Annotated in this window: 17 protein-coding genes and 2 pseudogenes; 11 read left to right on the top strand and 8 right to left on the bottom strand. The window is 60.4% G+C overall.

Going from position 1 to position 16078, the window contains the following annotated elements; all coding sequences use genetic code 11:
- Nucleotides 1–97: 97 nt before the first annotated feature.
- The 5 genes from ACIPZH_RS03535 (at nt 98) to ACIPZH_RS03555 (ending at nt 2800) form a co-directional block, all read left to right on the top strand.
- Nucleotides 98–688: a cysteine hydrolase family protein gene (locus ACIPZH_RS03535; RefSeq protein ID WP_400635149.1), complete on the top strand. Its 591-nt coding sequence runs from the start codon at nt 98–100 to the stop codon at nt 686–688.
- Nucleotides 689–777: 89 nt separating this feature from the next.
- On the top strand, nt 778–1098 hold the full coding sequence (locus tag ACIPZH_RS03540; RefSeq protein WP_400630148.1) for a hypothetical protein: 321 nt from the start codon (nt 778–780) through the stop codon (nt 1096–1098).
- A gap of 96 nt (nt 1099–1194) precedes the next feature.
- On the top strand, nt 1195–1755 hold the full coding sequence (locus ACIPZH_RS03545; protein ID WP_400635150.1) for a Smr/MutS family protein: 561 nt from the start codon (nt 1195–1197) through the stop codon (nt 1753–1755).
- A 70-nt stretch (nt 1756–1825) separates the two neighbouring features.
- On the top strand, nt 1826–2371 hold the full coding sequence (folE, locus tag ACIPZH_RS03550) for a GTP cyclohydrolase I FolE (protein ID WP_241802953.1): 546 nt from the start codon (nt 1826–1828) through the stop codon (nt 2369–2371).
- Between the two features lie 57 nt (nt 2372–2428).
- Nucleotides 2429–2800, top strand: coding sequence for a glutaredoxin (locus tag ACIPZH_RS03555; protein WP_241802952.1), 372 nt, complete (start codon nt 2429–2431; stop codon nt 2798–2800).
- Between the two features lie 204 nt (nt 2801–3004).
- Here ACIPZH_RS03555 and ACIPZH_RS03560 read toward each other — a convergent pair whose 3' ends face one another.
- Nucleotides 3005–3607: a glutathione S-transferase family protein gene (locus tag ACIPZH_RS03560; protein ID WP_267821935.1), complete on the bottom strand. Its 603-nt coding sequence runs from the start codon at nt 3605–3607 to the stop codon at nt 3005–3007.
- 145 nt (nt 3608–3752) lie between these two features.
- Here ACIPZH_RS03560 and ACIPZH_RS03565 point away from each other — a divergent pair, with 145 nt between their 5' ends.
- Nucleotides 3753–4943: a benzoate/H(+) symporter BenE family transporter gene (locus ACIPZH_RS03565; RefSeq protein ID WP_400635152.1), complete on the top strand. Its 1191-nt coding sequence runs from the start codon at nt 3753–3755 to the stop codon at nt 4941–4943.
- A 60-nt stretch (nt 4944–5003) separates the two neighbouring features.
- Here the strand turns inward: ACIPZH_RS03565 and ACIPZH_RS03570 are convergent, their stop codons facing one another.
- The 4 genes and pseudogenes from ACIPZH_RS03570 to ACIPZH_RS03585 all read right to left on the bottom strand — a co-directional run bounded on the left by ACIPZH_RS03570 (nt 5004) and on the right by ACIPZH_RS03585 (nt 8398).
- Nucleotides 5004–5885, bottom strand: a complete 882-nt coding sequence (locus ACIPZH_RS03570) for a methyl-accepting chemotaxis protein (RefSeq protein WP_400630164.1) — start codon at nt 5883–5885, stop codon at nt 5004–5006.
- A pseudogene (locus ACIPZH_RS03575) lies at nt 5865–6944 on the bottom strand (HAMP domain-containing protein); the annotation flags it as partial. The gene ACIPZH_RS03570 and the pseudogene ACIPZH_RS03575, both read right to left, overlap by 21 nt.
- 290 nt (nt 6945–7234) lie before the next feature.
- A complete protein-coding gene (locus tag ACIPZH_RS03580) occupies nt 7235–7516 on the bottom strand; it encodes a hypothetical protein (protein ID WP_241802948.1) in 282 nt (93 codons plus the stop codon).
- A 120-nt stretch (nt 7517–7636) separates the two neighbouring features.
- Nucleotides 7637–8398 (bottom strand): SDR family oxidoreductase, encoded by a 762-nt coding sequence (locus tag ACIPZH_RS03585; RefSeq protein ID WP_400635154.1) that lies wholly within the window; start codon nt 8396–8398, stop codon nt 7637–7639.
- A 281-nt stretch (nt 8399–8679) separates the two neighbouring features.
- On the opposite strand from ACIPZH_RS03585, the gene ACIPZH_RS03590 reads away from it, so the two are divergent.
- From ACIPZH_RS03590 to ACIPZH_RS03605, 4 genes are all read left to right on the top strand, one after another.
- Entirely contained in the window at nt 8680–9681 is a 1002-nt protein-coding gene (locus ACIPZH_RS03590) for an NADP-dependent oxidoreductase (protein ID WP_400635156.1), read from the top strand.
- 137 nt (nt 9682–9818) lie between these two features.
- Complete coding sequence (locus ACIPZH_RS03595) at nt 9819–10661, top strand: lipopolysaccharide kinase InaA family protein (RefSeq protein WP_400635158.1); 843 nt, start codon at nt 9819–9821, stop codon at nt 10659–10661.
- 36 nt (nt 10662–10697) lie between these two features.
- A complete protein-coding gene (gene kdsA, locus ACIPZH_RS03600) occupies nt 10698–11540 on the top strand; it encodes a 3-deoxy-8-phosphooctulonate synthase (protein ID WP_400635160.1) in 843 nt (280 codons plus the stop codon).
- Nucleotides 11541–11834: 294 nt separating this feature from the next.
- Nucleotides 11835–12488: a glycosyltransferase family 25 protein gene (locus ACIPZH_RS03605; protein WP_400635333.1), complete on the top strand. Its 654-nt coding sequence runs from the start codon at nt 11835–11837 to the stop codon at nt 12486–12488.
- A gap of 380 nt (nt 12489–12868) precedes the next feature.
- On the opposite strand, the pseudogene ACIPZH_RS03610 reads toward ACIPZH_RS03605, so the two are convergent.
- Both ACIPZH_RS03610 and ACIPZH_RS03615 read right to left on the bottom strand, forming a co-directional pair.
- A pseudogene (locus ACIPZH_RS03610) lies at nt 12869–13131 on the bottom strand (DUF3077 domain-containing protein).
- Nucleotides 13132–13144: 13 nt separating this feature from the next.
- Nucleotides 13145–13426: a hypothetical protein gene (locus tag ACIPZH_RS03615; RefSeq protein ID WP_400635162.1), complete on the bottom strand. Its 282-nt coding sequence runs from the start codon at nt 13424–13426 to the stop codon at nt 13145–13147.
- A 498-nt stretch (nt 13427–13924) separates the two neighbouring features.
- Here ACIPZH_RS03615 and ACIPZH_RS03620 point away from each other — a divergent pair, with 498 nt between their 5' ends.
- A complete protein-coding gene (locus ACIPZH_RS03620) occupies nt 13925–14815 on the top strand; it encodes a glycosyltransferase (RefSeq protein WP_241802941.1) in 891 nt (296 codons plus the stop codon).
- Here the strand turns inward: ACIPZH_RS03620 and ACIPZH_RS03625 are convergent.
- Entirely contained in the window at nt 14812–16005 is a 1194-nt protein-coding gene (locus ACIPZH_RS03625) for an O-antigen ligase (protein WP_267821919.1), read from the bottom strand. The genes ACIPZH_RS03620 and ACIPZH_RS03625 overlap by 4 nt on opposite strands.
- Between the last annotated feature and the right edge of the window lie 73 nt (nt 16006–16078).

The following is a 16078-nucleotide window of genomic DNA, read 5'->3' on the forward strand; positions in this document are numbered from 1 at the left end:
ACAGGCCAGTAACTGCGCAGGTTTGGTTGTCAACCATTCCCATTGGCGCCAAGGCAAGGGAGAATAGCGATACAAAAGCCCTTCCAAGGAGCCCTTGATGTCCGTTCCAACCACGATGTTCCGCCTCACTGGTCGCGATTACCCGCCGGCCAAGCTGAGCCAAGCCAGCCTGATCGTCATCGATGCGCAAAAAGAGTACCTCAGTGGTCCGCTCGCGCTGTCGGGCATGGACGAGGCCGTGGCCAACATCGCCAGGTTGCTCGACGCCGCCCGCAAGGCTGGCCGTCCGATCATCCACGTCCGCCACCTCGGTACCGTCGGCGGTCGCTTCGACCCACAAGGCCCTGCCGGTGAATTCATCCCGGGGCTGGAGCCACGCGACGGTGAAATAATCATCGAAAAGCGCATGCCAAATGCCTTCAAGAACACCAAGCTGCACGAAACCCTGCAGGAGCTGGGGCACCTGGACCTGATCGTCTGCGGCTTCATGAGCCATTCCAGCGTCAGCACCACCGTACGCCGGGCCAAGGACTATGGTTATCGTTGCACCCTGGTGCAAGACGCTTCGGCGACCCGCGACCTGGCCTTGAAAGACCACGTGATTCCCGCTGCGCAGATTCACGAGTGCGAAATGGCCGTCATGGCCGACAACTTCGCCTGCGTCGCCCCCACCGCCAGCCTGATCTGAGCCCGGCGAGCTGACCACCGCCCGGCAGCCGGGCGGAACCAGGGGGCCGGTTGCGGGTCGAATTCCGGATATCCACAGAGGAAATCGGAATGAAACTCAAAGGCAGTTTCGACGCCAAACGCCTGCGCCAGCGCCAACCAAGCAACTGGGGCGCCCGCCTGGCCGCCGGCCTGTCGGCGCTGCTAGCCACCTTCGGTGTGCTGCTGGCCATGGCCGGCATCGCTGGGCTGCTGGGTAATTACCCAGCCTTTGCCGAGTTCAATGCCAACCGCCCGCTTTCGATTACCCTGAGCGTGGCCGGGCTGTTGCTGCTGTACCTGGGCGTGCGCTTCTGGCGGCGCAGCCGCATTCGCCTGCGCCGCGGGCGGGAGCTGAACATGTCGCCGCACCTGATGAAGAAGCACGACTGAACGCTTTGCCCAAGCGCCCCTGCCCGGCCGAGGGCAGGGGCATTGCTGACGCCACAGGGTTGATCGCGTAAACTACGCCGCCCACGTGGAGGCACCATGCAAGACGACGATTTTTCCCTGTTCAGCGCCGAGGTGCGCGGCGTCAAGCCGATCAAGCACGACCGTGCCGAGGTCGGCAAACCCAAGGCTGACCGCAAGCAGCTGGCTGGCCTGCGCCAGGCGGCGACCGTGCGCAGTGACCAGCCGTTGGTGATCGACGGGCTGTCCGACCAGTTTGTGATCGACGTGGGTGCCGAAGACGAGTTGATGTGGCGCCGCGACGGCGTGCAGGAAACCCAGCTGCGCAAGCTCAAACTCGGCCAGATCGCCTTCGAGGGTAGCCTCGACCTGCACGGCATGACGGTCGAGAAGGCCCGCGAAACCCTGTGGGCGTTCATTGCCGAGGCTACCAAGCTGGAAGTACGCTGCGTGCGCGTGACCCACGGCAAGGCCGCACGCCTGGATGGCAAGCGCCCAATGATCAAGAGCCACGTCAACACCTGGCTGCGCCAGCACCCGCAGGTGCTCGGTTTCACCTCCTGCCAGGCTCGCCATGGCGGCACCGGTGCCGTGTACGTAATGCTCAAACGAACCATGATGGAAGGCCGCGACGAGTAACGCCGCGCTTGCAGCGCAGGCTTTGCCGCCGTAACCTTCGTTTTTGCGATTTTTTCCCACAGGTAGATACATGTCCCTGGAACAGAACTACACCGAGATCCTCAGCCAGATCGGCGAGGACGTCTCCCGTGAGGGCCTGCTCGACACGCCCAAGCGGGCTGCAAAGGCCATGAAGTACCTTTGCCGCGGTTATGAGCAGACGCTGGAAGAAGTGACCAACGGCGCACTGTTCACCTCCGACAACAGCGAAATGGTGCTGGTCCGGGACATCGAGCTGTATTCGATGTGCGAACACCACATGCTGCCGTTCATTGGCAAGGCGCACGTGGCCTACCTGCCCAAGGGCAAGGTACTGGGCCTGTCCAAGGTCGCGCGGATCGTCGACATGTACGCCCGGCGCCTGCAGATCCAGGAAAACCTCAGCCGTCAGATCGCCGATGCCGTGCAGCAGGTGACCGGCGCTGCGGGTGTGGCGGTGGTTATCGAAGCCAAGCATATGTGCATGATGATGCGCGGTGTGGAGAAGCAGAACTCGACCATGCTCACTTCGGTGATGCTTGGCGAATTCCGCGACAACCCGGCCACGCGCATGGAGTTCCTCGGCCTGATCAAATGATCGGCGCGTGACCCGAGCCGGCCCTGTGGGTCGGCTTTTTCTTTTCAGGAGTTGCAGATGATCGTCAAAGCCTTGCGGGTCGGCCTCGGCCAGCTCATCGTGTTCGGCGACCTGATCAGCCGCCCGGCCAAGCGCAAGCGTGATGCCGCGGCCCAGGCGCAGGTCGAGCAACAGGCCAAGGGCCTTGCGCTGTACCAGTTCCATGCGTGCCCGTTCTGCGTGAAAACCCGCCGCACCCTGCACCGCCTGAATGTGCCAGTGGCGTTGCGCGATGCCAAGAACGACCCGGAGCACCGCCAGGCGCTGCTCGAAGGTGGCGGCCGGGTGAAAGTGCCGTGCTTGCGCATCGAAGAGCAAGGCAATGTGACCTGGATGTATGAGTCCAAGGCAATCATTGCCTACCTGGACAAGCGCTTCGCGTCGGCCTGATACACCGTATTGGCCCGATCGCCGGCAAGCCGGCTCCCACAAGGATGGTGTTGGCTTCCAGGATAAGGTAAGACGTTGCTCGCACCGCTGCCGCGCAGTGCTCAAGGCCTGCGCTTTACCTGTGCAAGCAACCGTCTTGTCCACTCTCTAAAAGCCGGCGCAAATCCATGTGGCCGGCTTGCCGGCGATAGGGCCGGTAATGCCTCAACCTACCATCGGCACATGCCGAGGATGCGCTGCCACCCGGTCCAACCAGGCCCGCACCCCCGGGTACTCTGCCAGGTCAAACCCACCCTGATGCGCCACATGGGTGTAGGCATACAACGCCACATCGGCAATCGAATACTGCTCGCCCACCAGATACGGCGTCATCTGCAACTGCCGCTCCATCACCTTCAATGCCTTGTAGCCGCCCTTGTGCAGCTTGCGGTATTCGTCCACGCGCTCATCAGGCAACCCCAGGTAGAACTGGATGAACCGCGCCACGGCTATGTACGGCTCATGGCTGTACTGCTCGAAAAACTGCCACTGCAGTACCTGGGTACGCAAGCGCGGCTCGCTGGGCAGGTACTCGCTGCCATCTGCCAGGAAATTGAGAATGGCGTTGGACTCCCACAGGCAGGTGCCGTCCTCCAGCTGCAGCACCGGCACCTTGCCATTGGGGTTCATCGCCAGAAATTCAGGCGTTTGGGTCTCGCCCTTGAGGATATCCACCGGATGCCATTCATAAGGGCTGTCCAGCAGGCTGAGCATCAGCTTGACCTTGTAACAGTTGCCCGACTGGTAGTCGCCATAGACCTTGTACATCGCCCCTTCCCTCCCATGCAGTTGCGCAATCGTGCCCAATAGTTGGCGACTGTACGGCTAAAAGCAATGCCCGCTGTATCGCAAGGATCAATCCAGCGCGCGTTAGTCTGCAAAAACTGCTTACACATGGACAAGGACTCACCCCATGACCGATGCCACCTCCGCACGCCTGCGGCCCCTGGCAGACAGCTCACCGTCGGCCGTCGTCGCCGGCTTCATCGCCATGCTCACCGGCTACACCAGCTCGCTGGTGCTGATGTTCCAGGCTGGCCAGGCCGCGGACCTTTCGACGGCGCAGATCTCGTCGTGGATCTGGGCCCTGTCCATCGGCATGGCGGTCTGCAGCATCGGCCTGTCACTGCGCTACCGCACCCCGATCACCGTAGCCTGGTCGACGCCCGGCGCTGCGCTGTTGATCACCAGTCTGGGCGGGGTCAGCTACGGTGAAGCCATCGGTGCCTACATCACCTGTGCCGTGCTGGTGCTCGTCTGCGGCCTGACCGGCAGCTTCGAACGCCTGGTCAAACGTATCCCGGCATCACTGGCCTCGGCCTTACTGGCCGGCATCCTGTTCAAGATCGGCAGTGAAATCTTCGTCGCCGCGCAGCACCGCACGCTGCTGGTGCTGGGCATGTTCTTCAGTTACCTGCTGGTCAAACGCCTGTCGCCCCGCTACTGCGTGCTGGCAGCGTTACTGGTGGGCACGGCGCTGTCCGGCGCACTGGGCTTGCTGGACTTCAGCGGCTTCCAGCTGGAAGTGGCCACCCCGGTGTGGACCACACCCAGCTTCTCGCTGGCCGCGACCATCAGCATCGGCATCCCACTGTTCGTGGTGGCCATGACCTCGCAAAACATGCCGGGCGTTGCCGTGTTGCGTGCCGATGGTTATCAGGTACCGGCCTCGCCATTGATCTCAGCCACGGGCTTGGCCTCACTGCTGCTGGCGCCGTTCGGCTCGCACGGGGTCAACCTGGCGGCCATCAGCGCGGCGATCTGCACTGGGCCGCATGCTCATGAAGACCCTGCCAAGCGCTATACAGCAGCAGTGTGGTGCGGGATTTTCTACGGCATTGCCGGGGTGTTCGGCGCCACCCTGGCGGCGTTGTTCGCTGCATTGCCGAAGGAGCTGGTGCTGTCCATTGCGGCATTGGCGCTGTTCGGCTCGATCATGAACGGCCTGACGGTGGCGATGGGTGAGGCGCGCGAGCGAGAGGCCGCGCTGATCACCTTCATGGTCACGGCTTCGGGGTTGACCCTGTTTTCGATTGGCTCGGCATTCTGGGGGATTGTGGCGGGGGTGCTGACCCTGCTGATTCTCAGCCCGCGCAGGGGGTGATCGAAGGGGGCTGTGCCAGCCCCATCGCCGGCTTGCTGGCGATAGGGCCGGTACAGACGATCACAAACGGAAATGCCCCACCATCCCCTTCAGGTCACTGCCCAACTGCGCCAACTCGATACTTGACCGGGCGTTGCCCTGCATGGCCAACGCCGCCTGATCGGCACTCCCACGGATCTGGGTAACGCTGCGACTGATCTCTTCAGCCACCGAGCTCTGCTGCTCTGCCGCCGCAGCAATCTGCTGGTTCATCTGCTGAATCAAAGACACCGCCGCCGCAATACTGCCCAAGGCGCTTTCGGTTTGCAGCGCATCGGCCACCGCCAGGCGTACCAGGTCGGTACTGCCACGGATCTGCGCCACCGACTGCTGGGCATTGCCGCGCAGGCTGGCAACCAACCGCTCGATCTCCTCGGTGGACTGCCGGGTACGCCGCGCCAGCGCCCGCACCTCATCGGCCACCACAGCAAAACCACGCCCCTGCTCGCCCGCCCGCGCCGCTTCGATGGCGGCATTGAGCGCCAGCAGGTTGGTCTGCTCGGCGACACTCTTGATCACTTCCAGCACATCGCCAATGGTGTGGATCTCGGCGCTCAGGCTGTCGATACCAGCGCTGGCCGCCTCCGCCGCCGCCGCCAGTTGCTCGATCCGCTGCATGCTCTGGCGCACCACCACCTGGCCCGAATCAACCTTCTCGTCAGCAGCCTGCGCCGCCAGTGCTGCCTCTTCAGCATTGCGCGCCACATCGTGCACGGTGGCGGTCATCTGCTGCATGGCGGTAGCCACTTGCTCGGTCTCTTCCTTCTGGCTGCCCACTTCGCGATTGGTCTGCTCCGTCACCGCAGACAGCGCCTGGGCACTGCCAGCCAGTTGCTCGATGCCTTGCTGCAAGCCGCTGACGATGCCCGACAGCCCGGCAGCCATCTGCTGCATCGCCTGCATCAACTGGCCCACTTCATCGTTGCGCGCAGCTTCCGCGTCCAGGCTCAACTCCCCGGCAGCGATGCGCTGGGCACGGCCAATCACCCGTTTGAGCGGGCCGACCACCGCCCGCGTGATCAACCACCCCGCCAGTACACCCACCAGCAGCGCCAGCCCGGTAGCCAAGGCAATGGCCACAGCATTGCGCGTCAGCTCACCCTGCATCGCTTGCTCGTCCGCCGCATAAGCCCGGTCGACCCGCTGCGTGGCCTGCTCGGCACTCGCCTGCAGTTGCGCCTTGATACCCTGCTCTTTAGCGAGCAGGTCGGTGTATTCATTGAGTTTGTCCGAGAAGCCGGCGATGTGCCCCTGCACCTCGCCCAGCACACTCTGGTAGCCCGCATCGCCAACTGCCGCCTTGAGCTGCTCGACCAGCCCTGCCGCTTCAACGGTCTGGGCGATGCGCCCTGCGCCTGCACCTTCCTCGCCCTTGCGGCTCTGGTCCAGGCGCACGCGCGCCTCGTCCATGGCCTGCAGCATCAAGCGAGATACCTGGGCCACCTGCGCGGCCTGCTCCAGAAACTCCCCGCCTTGCTGGCCTTGTGATTGTTTGAGCGTGTAGGTGCCGTCATCGGCCAGGCCGGCCTGCAATACATCAAGGTTGTTGGCCACGCTGGAGACCGACCAACTGGCCGTGTCCAGCGCCAGCTCCTTGGCCTGCACCGCTTCGACAAAGGCTTCGAAAGCCTGGCCATACGCCGCCAGGTCCGCTTCGGCCGCCGCCAGTGCCGGCAGGCTGCGGGCACGTTCGCTGAGGTTGTGCAGGCCGCTGCGCAAAGCCTCTGCCTCCTTGATATCGGAGCGCAGGGCAAAGGCCTGTTCATGCTGGCGCAACTTGAGCAGGTCGGTATTGAACTGGCCCAGCTGGCGCAGGCCGCCGAAATGCTGGCCGACGCTGTACAGCGCGGCAATGCCGATAGCCGCCACCGCCAACGTCAGCAGCAGTACCAAGGCAAAGCCCAGGCCCAGCTTGCGGGCCATACCCAGGTTGGCCAGAAAACCCCGCCTGCTCGTCTCCATATGCCGCCCCCTGCTCTGAGGATTAGCCAAAGGCCAAGCGTGGCAATGATTGCGCTGGACTCACAAGGGCTGAAGTGGCCAATAGTGTCAAATAGCTATGAGCGTGTCGCAATCAGCGTGCTGAGGGTCGCCACAGATGCGAAAACAAGGCACCAGCGCGGGAACCCTGCCCATGAGCGACATCGATGCGCAGACCAGTTGCGCCCTGACAAATATGTTTGTAGACAGAACGCACTGCCGCACGATCAGCCTGGGGTGAGCACGACATCGTAAAGTGACTTAAAAGGGCATCATTTGCAGATGACAATCATGCTACGGCTGGTATAACCCGCAGGGTTGATGCCGAACAGGAAATCACCTTCCTCTTCGTCGTCACTGGTCGAGCGAGCGACAACTTTGTAACCCCGCGCCCCACAGGACTGCGCCGCCTTGCTATAGCACTTGTCCCACGATGACGATAAGCCTGAGCAATTGATATGCAAGCCCTTACGACCTTTTCTAACCTCGGTCTTAGCAGTTGCCACGCACCCTGCAATCGCGAGAATGGCCAAGAACAAAACTACGTGTTTCATTGCTGTCCTTAGATGATGTGACGTCATCGTAAGACCGATCACCTACGATCCAGTTCTTGCCTCTACCCTATCACAGAGAATCAAACTCAGTACCATCGCCCTGTCGGCGCAGCTGCCTTTTCAAATAGCCGTAGCCCCGCCATCCACCGTCAGGCTGTGCCCGGTCGTGAACGCCGCCCCATCACTGCACAGGTACAACACGGCACTGGCGATTTCCTCGACCTTGCCGATGCGCCCCACCGGGTGCATTGCGGCCGCGAACTCGGCCTTGCGCGGGCCCGCCTCGTAGGCGCGGCGGAACATGTCGGTATCGATCACCGCCGGGCACACCGCATTCACCCGGATGCCCTTCTTGGCATATTCGATGGCGGCCGATTTGGTCAGGCCGATCACCGCATGCTTGGACGCGCTATAGATACTCATCTTAGGCGCCGCACCCAAGCCTGCCACCGAGGCGGTGTTGACGATCGCCCCGCCACCCTGGGCCAGCAACAGCGGCAGCTGGTACTTCATGCACAGCCACACCCCCTTGACGTTGACGCCCATGATTGCATCGAACTCTGCCTCGCTGCCCTCGGCCAGGCGCCCATGCTCGATCTCGATACCGGCATTGTTGTAGGCGTAGTCCAGCCGACCGTAGGCCTGAATGACCTGCTCATGCAGCCGGCGCACATCGGCGTCACGGGTCACGTCACAGGCCACGAACATGGCCTGCCCACCGGCCTCGTTGATCAACGCCACGGTGCCCTCACCACCGACCGGGTCGAGGTCGGCCACCACCACCTTGAGGCCCTCCCCTGCAAATGCCAGCGCCGTCGCCCGGCCGATACCCGCCGCACCGCCAGTGACCAGTGCTACCTGGCCGGAAAAGGTCATGCTCATCGAGTGCTCCAATAATGGGTGCGATTTTCAATGTGATGTGAGGTAGATGTGGGAGCCGCGCTTGCCGGCGATCGAGCGCGCAGCGCTCGCCAGCAAAGCCCCCACAAGGCCCTGCAACAGCCCCACACTTCTGCAGTCGAAGTCTAGTCAGCCTTCTCCCTCACTGGGCAGCATCATCAAGCCAGCGGTTGAGCTACCATGCTTACCAGTGATTTTGCAGACCTGTTGACATCACCACGTTAAATTGACCCCTCTGCTTCCTGCCCACAAGGACCCCCGCCATGACCCAGACCAACCGCCGTTTCCTGCTGGCCAAACGCCCCACTGGCGCCGTGCGCCGTGACGATTTCACCTTCGAGACGGCCCCTGCCGATGCACCCGGCGAAGGTCAAATCCAGGTACGCAACCTGTATCTGTCGCTGGACCCGGCCATGCGCGGCTGGATGAATGAAGGTAAATCGTACATCCCGCCCGTGGCACTCGGCCAGGTCATGCGCGCCCTGGGCGTAGGCGAAGTGGTGGCCTCCAACCACCCCGACTTCAAACCCGGCGACCATGTCAGCGGCGCCCTCGGCGTGCAGGACTACTTCACCGGCGAGCCCCAGGGCCTGCACAAGATCGACCCCAACCTTGCCCCCCTGCCCCGCTACCTCTCAGCCCTGGGCATGACCGGCATGACCGCCTACTTCGCCCTGCTCGACGTCGGCCAGCCCAAGACCGGTGACACCGTGGTCATCTCCGGTGCCGCCGGCGCCGTAGGCAGCATCGTCGGCCAGATAGCCAAGATCAAAGGCTGCCGCGTGGTGGGCATTGCCGGCGGCGCGCAGAAATGCCAGTACCTCAAGGATGAACTGGGGTTCGACGGCGTCATCGACTACAAGGCCGAAGACGTGCTGGCCGGCCTGAAGCGCGAATGCCCCAAGGGCGTTGACGTGTACTTCGACAACGTCGGCGGCGAGATCCTCGACGCTGTGCTTACCCGCATCAACTTCAAGGCGCGCATCGTGATCTGCGGCGCGATCAGCCAATACAACAACAAAGAAGCCGTCAAAGGCCCGGCCAACTACCTGGCGCTGCTGGTGAACCGTGCGCGCATGGAGGGGTTCGTGGTGATGGACCATGCCAAGGAGTACGGCAAGGCCGCCCAGGAAATCGCCGGCTGGCTGGCCACGGGCAAGCTCAAGAGCAAGGAGGATGTGGTCGAGGGGCTGGAGACCTTCCCAGAAACCCTGCTCAAGCTGTTCAGCGGCGAAAACTTCGGCAAGCTGGTGTTGAAGGTTTGAACTACAAGGGGCCGCTCACGCGGCCCCTTAGCACAGTTCCAGTTTAAGTATCGTTAAGAACCTGTACGAAAAATGTGAAAAAACTGTAGTATTGGATCCACTATCCATGGCTATTTGATACTACGAGGAATGAAGGTGTGGTTGGCGATTCACAGATCTGGCAACATGAATACCCTCACACTCTGCGCCATCGCGACACCACGTTGCACCTTCAGGCCCCTATTGCCCCGCATACCCGGCAAGCCTTCGAACGCCTGATCGACCAGAGCGCCAGTGCCAAGCGAGTCAGCGCCCCTCTTGACTGCTCCCGAAGCATGTTGTTCACCAAGCGTGAAAAGCTCGATTCGCTGAAAAAAAAGCTGCGTATGCAGCGTGGCCGGCCCAAGCGCAACGGCATGTATGACTGGTCCCTCGAAGAACTGATCAACACCCGCGAAGCGGCTCGGCGCGGTGCGCGGGTGCCAAAGCTGGTCGGGTATGGCTACAGCCGCTCCCGCTTCGGCGTGATGCAGGATTTTTTCCTCATCACAGAATTACTGAGCGGGCACCAAGATGGCCTGGCAAAAGTGCGCCAAAGGCCGGAAGCAGTCCAGCAGATGATCGAGGCAGCCTTCGAACTGCTGCATGCCCTGCACTGCCAGGGTGTCACGCACATGGACCTGTGGGCGGCCAATGTCATGCTTCCTCCGGATGAAGGCAAAGCGCTGGCTATCGACCTGGAGAACAGCTTTTCCGTGCCCACGGCCTACATGAGCGAAACCTTGGGCTTTCAGTTCGGCTTTTTCTACTACCGAGAAATTTACCGCTATATAACCGAAGCGGACTATGATGCTGCGGTAGAATGCGCACTGGCCGAGTACTTCCCTGATGTGCAACGCGCAGCCTTCAACCGGGTGTACGCGCTTGCCAAGCATGAGGAAATCGGGCGCCTGAAGCGCCGCGAAATCTTCACCAGTGGTGTACTCGAAAGTCGTTGGTAGAGCGCCATGGCTACCCCAGACTTCATAGAGTAGAAAATGATCAAGATCACCCAGAACATCGAATGTTCCAATACCGCCCCGTTCGTGCTGTTCGGCGGTATCAACGTCCTTGAGTCCGAGGACCTGGCCCTTACCGCCTGCGCCGAATACGTGCGGGTTACCGAAAAGCTGGGCATTCCTTACGTGTTCAAGGCCAGCTTCGACAAGGCCAACCGTTCCTCGATCCACTCCTACCGTGGCCCGGGCATGGAAGAAGGCCTGCGCATCTTCGAGAAGGTCAAGGCCGAGTTCGGCGTACCGATCATCACCGACGTGCATGAAATCTACCAGTGCGCGCCAGTGGCCGAAGTGGTCGACGTGCTGCAGCTGCCTGCCTTCCTGGCCCGCCAGACCGACCTGGTGGTGGCGCTGGCCAAGACCGGCAAGCCGGTGAACATCAAGAAGCCACAGTTCCTGAGCCCTTCGCAGATGCAGAACATCGTGCAGAAGTTCAAGGAAGCGGGTAACGACCAGTTGATCCTGTGCGACCGCGGTACCTGCATGGGCTACGACAACCTGGTTGTGGACATGCTGGGCTTTGGTGTGATGAAGCGCACCTGCGATGACCTGCCAATCATTTTCGACGTGACCCACGCCCTGCAGAACCGCGACCCTTCGGGTGCTGCTTCGGGTGGCCGCCGCGAACAGGTGGTTGACCTGGCCCGTGCCGGCATGGGCATTGGCCTGGCTGGCCTGTTCCTGGAAGCCCACCCGAACCCGGACCAAGCCAAGTGCGACGGCCCGAGCGCATTGCCGCTGGATAAGCTGGAGCCGTTCCTGGCGCAGATCAAGGCGCTGGATGACCTGGTGAAGTCGTTCCCGCCGCTGGTTATTGGTTGAGTCGCTTTGGCGTGATGTGAAAGGGCCGGTACGCGCGTACCGGCCTTTTTTATTAGACTTAGTGGTTTGCCTCGGGTATTGCGGCGTTGCGCAAGCCGAGCGCCGCCAGCGGGGCGCATCGCGAAGCGCTTTCCCCAACGTAGCCGCCAAGATATCTAACAATTACAGAGATTGACATCACCCCGCCATCATGGACAATTAATACCATGTTGCCGAGCAGTAATGGCGCGTAACCGGGACGCTGGCAGGTAGCCGTCCCATCAGTGAAAATAGCATACCGGACCGATGAGTTACTTGAAAAGAATAACTTTTGATGTAGATGAGGTGCTGTGCATTTCCATCGACACACGCGAAGACCGCCGCAAGCTATTTAGTGAAAGCATTGGCCGGATGTTGGGCAATACAATTTCATTTCATGTCGTTGAGAAAAACAGTGACCCTAAGCGCGGGTGTTATGAGTCTCATCAACAACTTGCCCAACGTGCGCTAGACCTTGGCTACGAGCGCATAATGATCTTCGAGGATGATGCGAAGTCGTATCAAATCAAGGCGTCCCATGTCCGCTGGGTCAACCGCTTCATGCGTAATCAACGCTTCGAAGCCTTGCACTTGGGTTACTCGATGGGCCGAACCTGGCTGACCTGGTTCCCCTTCATTGCCCGAGGGCGCGTCGTTGCTCTGCACGCTTATGTGCTCTCGCGCGAAGGCTGCAAAATTTTGGCGCAAACGCCCTACGACGGGACACCTGTCGATGTCATGTTCAAGCACAAAATTCGACAGCATTGCGTATTTCCCATGATGTTCCGTCAACACGCCGCCGCCGTGACAGGCAGCGATTTGGAGCACACCGTTCAGAATGAAGACGAGTGGTGGTCACGCAATTGGCGTAAGCACTGGAAGTCTCCACTGAAGAATTTTTGGCGCACGGCCCTGCGCCTGGACTTTTAAATCACAGGGATTGTTGATGAAAGAACATCACGCGTCTAATACACGCCATAAACTCAAGCGCATTGTGTGCCTAATACTAAAACATAAACCCCTAGAGTATGAGCGCACTTTTACCGGGGAAATTGTGGTATCCAAAAGACGGTGCAGCCGTTGCGGCGAACGACTTCGAGATTATGCTGAATATCAGTGACACCCCGCTCAGTGACTACTTGTGGGGTGGGCAATCCTAGCAAAGGTTAAAGGCTATAACTGCAGCCTTTAACCTTTGTGCCTATCCCGAAGAAGCGCCATATCCACCCGGTGCTCAGTGCATCAGTCCGGGCTTATCATCAGCGTTTCATACACCAACAGAACGCACGAAACGCTCGCCCAAGCCAACTTCATCCTTTCATCCCCAACTCGGCATCATCCATTAGGGCCTTGGCCATGGCGCTCAGGTAATGCGAAGCCCAGACCATCATCGGCTTTTCATCCATCAGCCCGATGATGGTCAACACCCGCACATACCCCATCAGCTCCGAAGCCTGCTCACGGGCATCCTGGCAAGGTATTCCCGGCTCGATCCGGAACAAGGATGAGTCTGGTGTTCACCCTGGAAGAACGTGGTCACACCTGCTGTGACATGGGTCAAGTCTTTAGTCATTGCTCTACCCCCCTCAATGCAGGCTGCTGGTACGTTCCAAGGCCAGCGACAGCGCATCCGACTGACCCCAGGCAATCTGCATGGCCCGCAGGCCGTTTACCATCAACTCCCGGGTGGCTTCGTCTTCTACCGCGTAAAGGACCATGTGGCAGTGGTTGTAGGCAAGCATCAAATAGTGGGTGACGTTCATGACTACGTGATCGATCGGCACGATGCGCTCGCTAATGGCGCTGGAGAGGGTTTTGTCGGAAGGAAGATCGAAATGATGGGGTGGATCGGGGACGATTTTTTTCATAGCAATTCCTTGAAGATTAAAGGAGTTGCCACCGACGTTTCCACACGAAGGGCGACAACTGTACACGGGGTGGAAAACCGAGTCTTCAAGGAACCCCGGCAGGCCTGACGGCCTCCCGTATACAGCTGTCATTACGACAGGCACTTGAAGATTGTCCGGGTTTCCACGCCCGCATCGCTGAAAATCGGCGACCCAAGAAGCCTAAAGTGCAGTGTTTCCAGGAACAATCAGACGCGTGTCGACAGAACGTGTAGGGTATTTCCTCAGGCTAAGCATCACCAGTCCTGATACGTAGGAAATTTCTCAATCAACGAGTGGATAGATGCCTCACCGCCTCCATCGCGCCCCGCTCAAGCATGGCTGACGTATCCCTAGCATTCCCCATGCTTTAGAATGACGAAGACCTACATAAGATGCTGAATTGGCACCATTTTGGAAAACGAGCAGCTAGTCTGCATAGAAGCGTCACACGACATGGATCAAAGCTAGGGGTTTGCAATGGTTTCTCAGAATCACGACGTTACTGACACACCGTTGGTGACAGTGATCATCGCGTCCTATAACCACGCGCGTTACATCGAAGCCAGCATCAACAGCGTCGTCAACCAGACGTACAAGAACATCGAGCTTCTAGTGGTGGACGATGGCTCCAAGGACGACAGCCCTGAGGTACTCAAGCGGCTGCAGGCGCAACACGGCTTCGACCTGCGCTTCCAGGCCAACCAAGGCCTGGCGCGAACCCTCAACGACGCCATTGCGCGCGCCAAGGGCGACCTGATCGTGCCTTTCGGCTCCGACGACATCATGCTGCCGCACCGTATCGCCACCCAGGTGGAGTACATGCATGGCAAGCCTGAAGTGGGCATCTGCTCGGCCAACATCGAAACCATCGACCATAACGGCCAGGTGATGGGCGCGCGCGAACAGCGCAAACGCAACCTGCCCTTCCGCCGCCTGGACTTTGACGACCTGTGGCTGGACCGCAAGCCAGGCCCCATGGCTGCCACGTTGATGCTGCGCCGCGAAGCCCTGGAGAAGGTCGGCGGCTTCAGTGCCGATATCCGCCTGGAAGACGTATACATCGAACTGTCGATCGCGCGGGCCGGTTATTACATCGACGTGCTGGGCGAGGTGCTGGCGCAGTACCGCGACCACCCGACCAACACCTTCAAGAACGGCCGCTTCATGGTCGATAACGTGCTCAAGACATACGCACACTTCAAAGACCACCCGCAGTACGAGCAGGTGTGCATGAAGTTCCGCAACTCCATGGTGCTCAAGTACGCCAACCGCGACAAGCAACTGACGCGGGAAATCCTGGCTGATATCCCGCTCAAGTACTGGAACAGAAAGACTTTGCGTGGCCTGTGGCGCCTGCTCTGGTCTTAAGCGAGCTTTTTACCGCCCCGGTGTATCAGCCACTGGGCGTAGACCACAGCCATTGGCATCCAGATCAGAAACCAATGCTCTTTCGGGCGTGACATGAACGCACTGCCTTCTGTCAGCCCTGAAGCAAAGCCGAATATCAGCCAGGTCGCCGCAAGCGTAACCCCGGGGTGCTTGCGGTAAGCCCAGCAAAAGCGCATGGCCAGGCCGTAGAGCACCAACCAGAGCACCAAGCCCACGACCCCACCGGCATACAGCACGCCCAGCTCGATGTTGTGCGGGTCGGCCAGCGTCTGTTCAAGGCCTGGAATGATCACGGTCATCGGGGCATCGTAACCATGGCCAAGCCAGGGGTGCTCACCGATTTGGCGCAGCGATTCCATCCAGATTTCGGGGCGGTAGGACACGCCACGTTGAGTGATCGCTTCAGGGTAGAACACCGCAACCCCAACCAAAGCCAGGGCCACGGCCGCCATTGCGATCAAGCCGTGGCGCCGGTCACCCACGATCAGCAACCAACCCAGTGCAGCCGCCAACCCGATCAACGGCGTACGCGAGCCCGTCGCAAGAATGGCCATGCCCAGTACCGCCAGGCAGGCCAGAGCCAGAATGTTGAGCGCGCCGCGCGTCTGGAACCAGGTTGCCAACCAGATAGCAGCGAAAGCGCCGAACACATGGGCAGTCAGCAAGGGGTTGTAGAGCGCGCCGTAGCCGTCGAGGCGCCCGCCCTCACCCGCCGCCAGACCCAAGAAGTAGATCAGCGAAACACCAGCGGCGACTGCGGCAAACAGGGCAGCCAGGCGCACACACTGATGCAGCTGTGCCGGTGACTGCAAGCTGATGAGGCCGGCCGACAGCAACACCATGGCAATGTACAAGGGCCGCTTGAGCAAACTGCCTACCGAGTTCTCGGTATCGGACCAGGCAATGCTCAGCAGGGTGTAGGCAGAGAACACCAGGAAGGCAATGAACAGCGGGTTGCCAAACAACGCCTTGGCCTGCCGTGGCTGCAGGATCAAGACGATCAACGTGGGCGCGGCAAGCAGCAGGTAAAAGAGCTTGTGGTACAGCGAGCGGTCCCACGCCCAGAACATCCCCGTCAGCAGGGCCAGCCAGCCCAGCGGCAACACGTAGCGCGTCACCATGCCTGCCCAGCGTTGAGCCGGCGACTGTATCGACACATCAATTGACATCTAGCATCCTCTGGCAAACGGGAATGTTCAGTGTGAGCCCTGCATTCCAATGTAAGGATCGAAGGGCTCGCTG

It is taken from the genome of Pseudomonas sp. NPDC089758 (assembly GCF_044748705.1).
GTDB lineage: Bacteria > Pseudomonadota > Gammaproteobacteria > Pseudomonadales > Pseudomonadaceae > Aquipseudomonas > Aquipseudomonas putida_X.

Excerpts from the sequence above, each read along its gene's own strand:
- ACIPZH_RS03565 (WP_400635152.1), top strand. The coding sequence starts at position 3,753 with ATGACCGATGCCACCTCCGCACGCCTGCGGCCCCTGGCAGACAGCTCA.
- kdsA (WP_400635160.1), top strand. The coding sequence starts at position 10,698 with ATGATCAAGATCACCCAGAACATCGAATGTTCCAATACCGCCCCGTTC.
- ACIPZH_RS03570 (WP_400630164.1), bottom strand. The coding sequence starts at position 5,885 with ATGCAGGCGATGCAGCAGATGGCTGCCGGGCTGTCGGGCATCGTCAGC.
- ACIPZH_RS03625 (WP_267821919.1), bottom strand. The coding sequence starts at position 16,005 with ATGTCAATTGATGTGTCGATACAGTCGCCGGCTCAACGCTGGGCAGGC.
- ACIPZH_RS03545 (WP_400635150.1), top strand. The coding sequence starts at position 1,195 with ATGCAAGACGACGATTTTTCCCTGTTCAGCGCCGAGGTGCGCGGCGTC.
- ACIPZH_RS03585 (WP_400635154.1), bottom strand. The coding sequence starts at position 8,398 with ATGAGCATGACCTTTTCCGGCCAGGTAGCACTGGTCACTGGCGGTGCG.
- ACIPZH_RS03590 (WP_400635156.1), top strand. The coding sequence starts at position 8,680 with ATGACCCAGACCAACCGCCGTTTCCTGCTGGCCAAACGCCCCACTGGC.
- folE (WP_241802953.1), top strand. The coding sequence starts at position 1,826 with ATGTCCCTGGAACAGAACTACACCGAGATCCTCAGCCAGATCGGCGAG.
- ACIPZH_RS03555 (WP_241802952.1), top strand. The coding sequence starts at position 2,429 with ATGATCGTCAAAGCCTTGCGGGTCGGCCTCGGCCAGCTCATCGTGTTC.
- ACIPZH_RS03615 (WP_400635162.1), bottom strand. The coding sequence starts at position 13,426 with ATGAAAAAAATCGTCCCCGATCCACCCCATCATTTCGATCTTCCTTCC.
- ACIPZH_RS03580 (WP_241802948.1), bottom strand. The coding sequence starts at position 7,516 with ATGAAACACGTAGTTTTGTTCTTGGCCATTCTCGCGATTGCAGGGTGC.
- ACIPZH_RS03540 (WP_400630148.1), top strand. The coding sequence starts at position 778 with ATGAAACTCAAAGGCAGTTTCGACGCCAAACGCCTGCGCCAGCGCCAA.
- ACIPZH_RS03560 (WP_267821935.1), bottom strand. The coding sequence starts at position 3,607 with ATGTACAAGGTCTATGGCGACTACCAGTCGGGCAACTGTTACAAGGTC.
- ACIPZH_RS03620 (WP_241802941.1), top strand. The coding sequence starts at position 13,925 with ATGGTTTCTCAGAATCACGACGTTACTGACACACCGTTGGTGACAGTG.
- ACIPZH_RS03535 (WP_400635149.1), top strand. The coding sequence starts at position 98 with ATGTCCGTTCCAACCACGATGTTCCGCCTCACTGGTCGCGATTACCCG.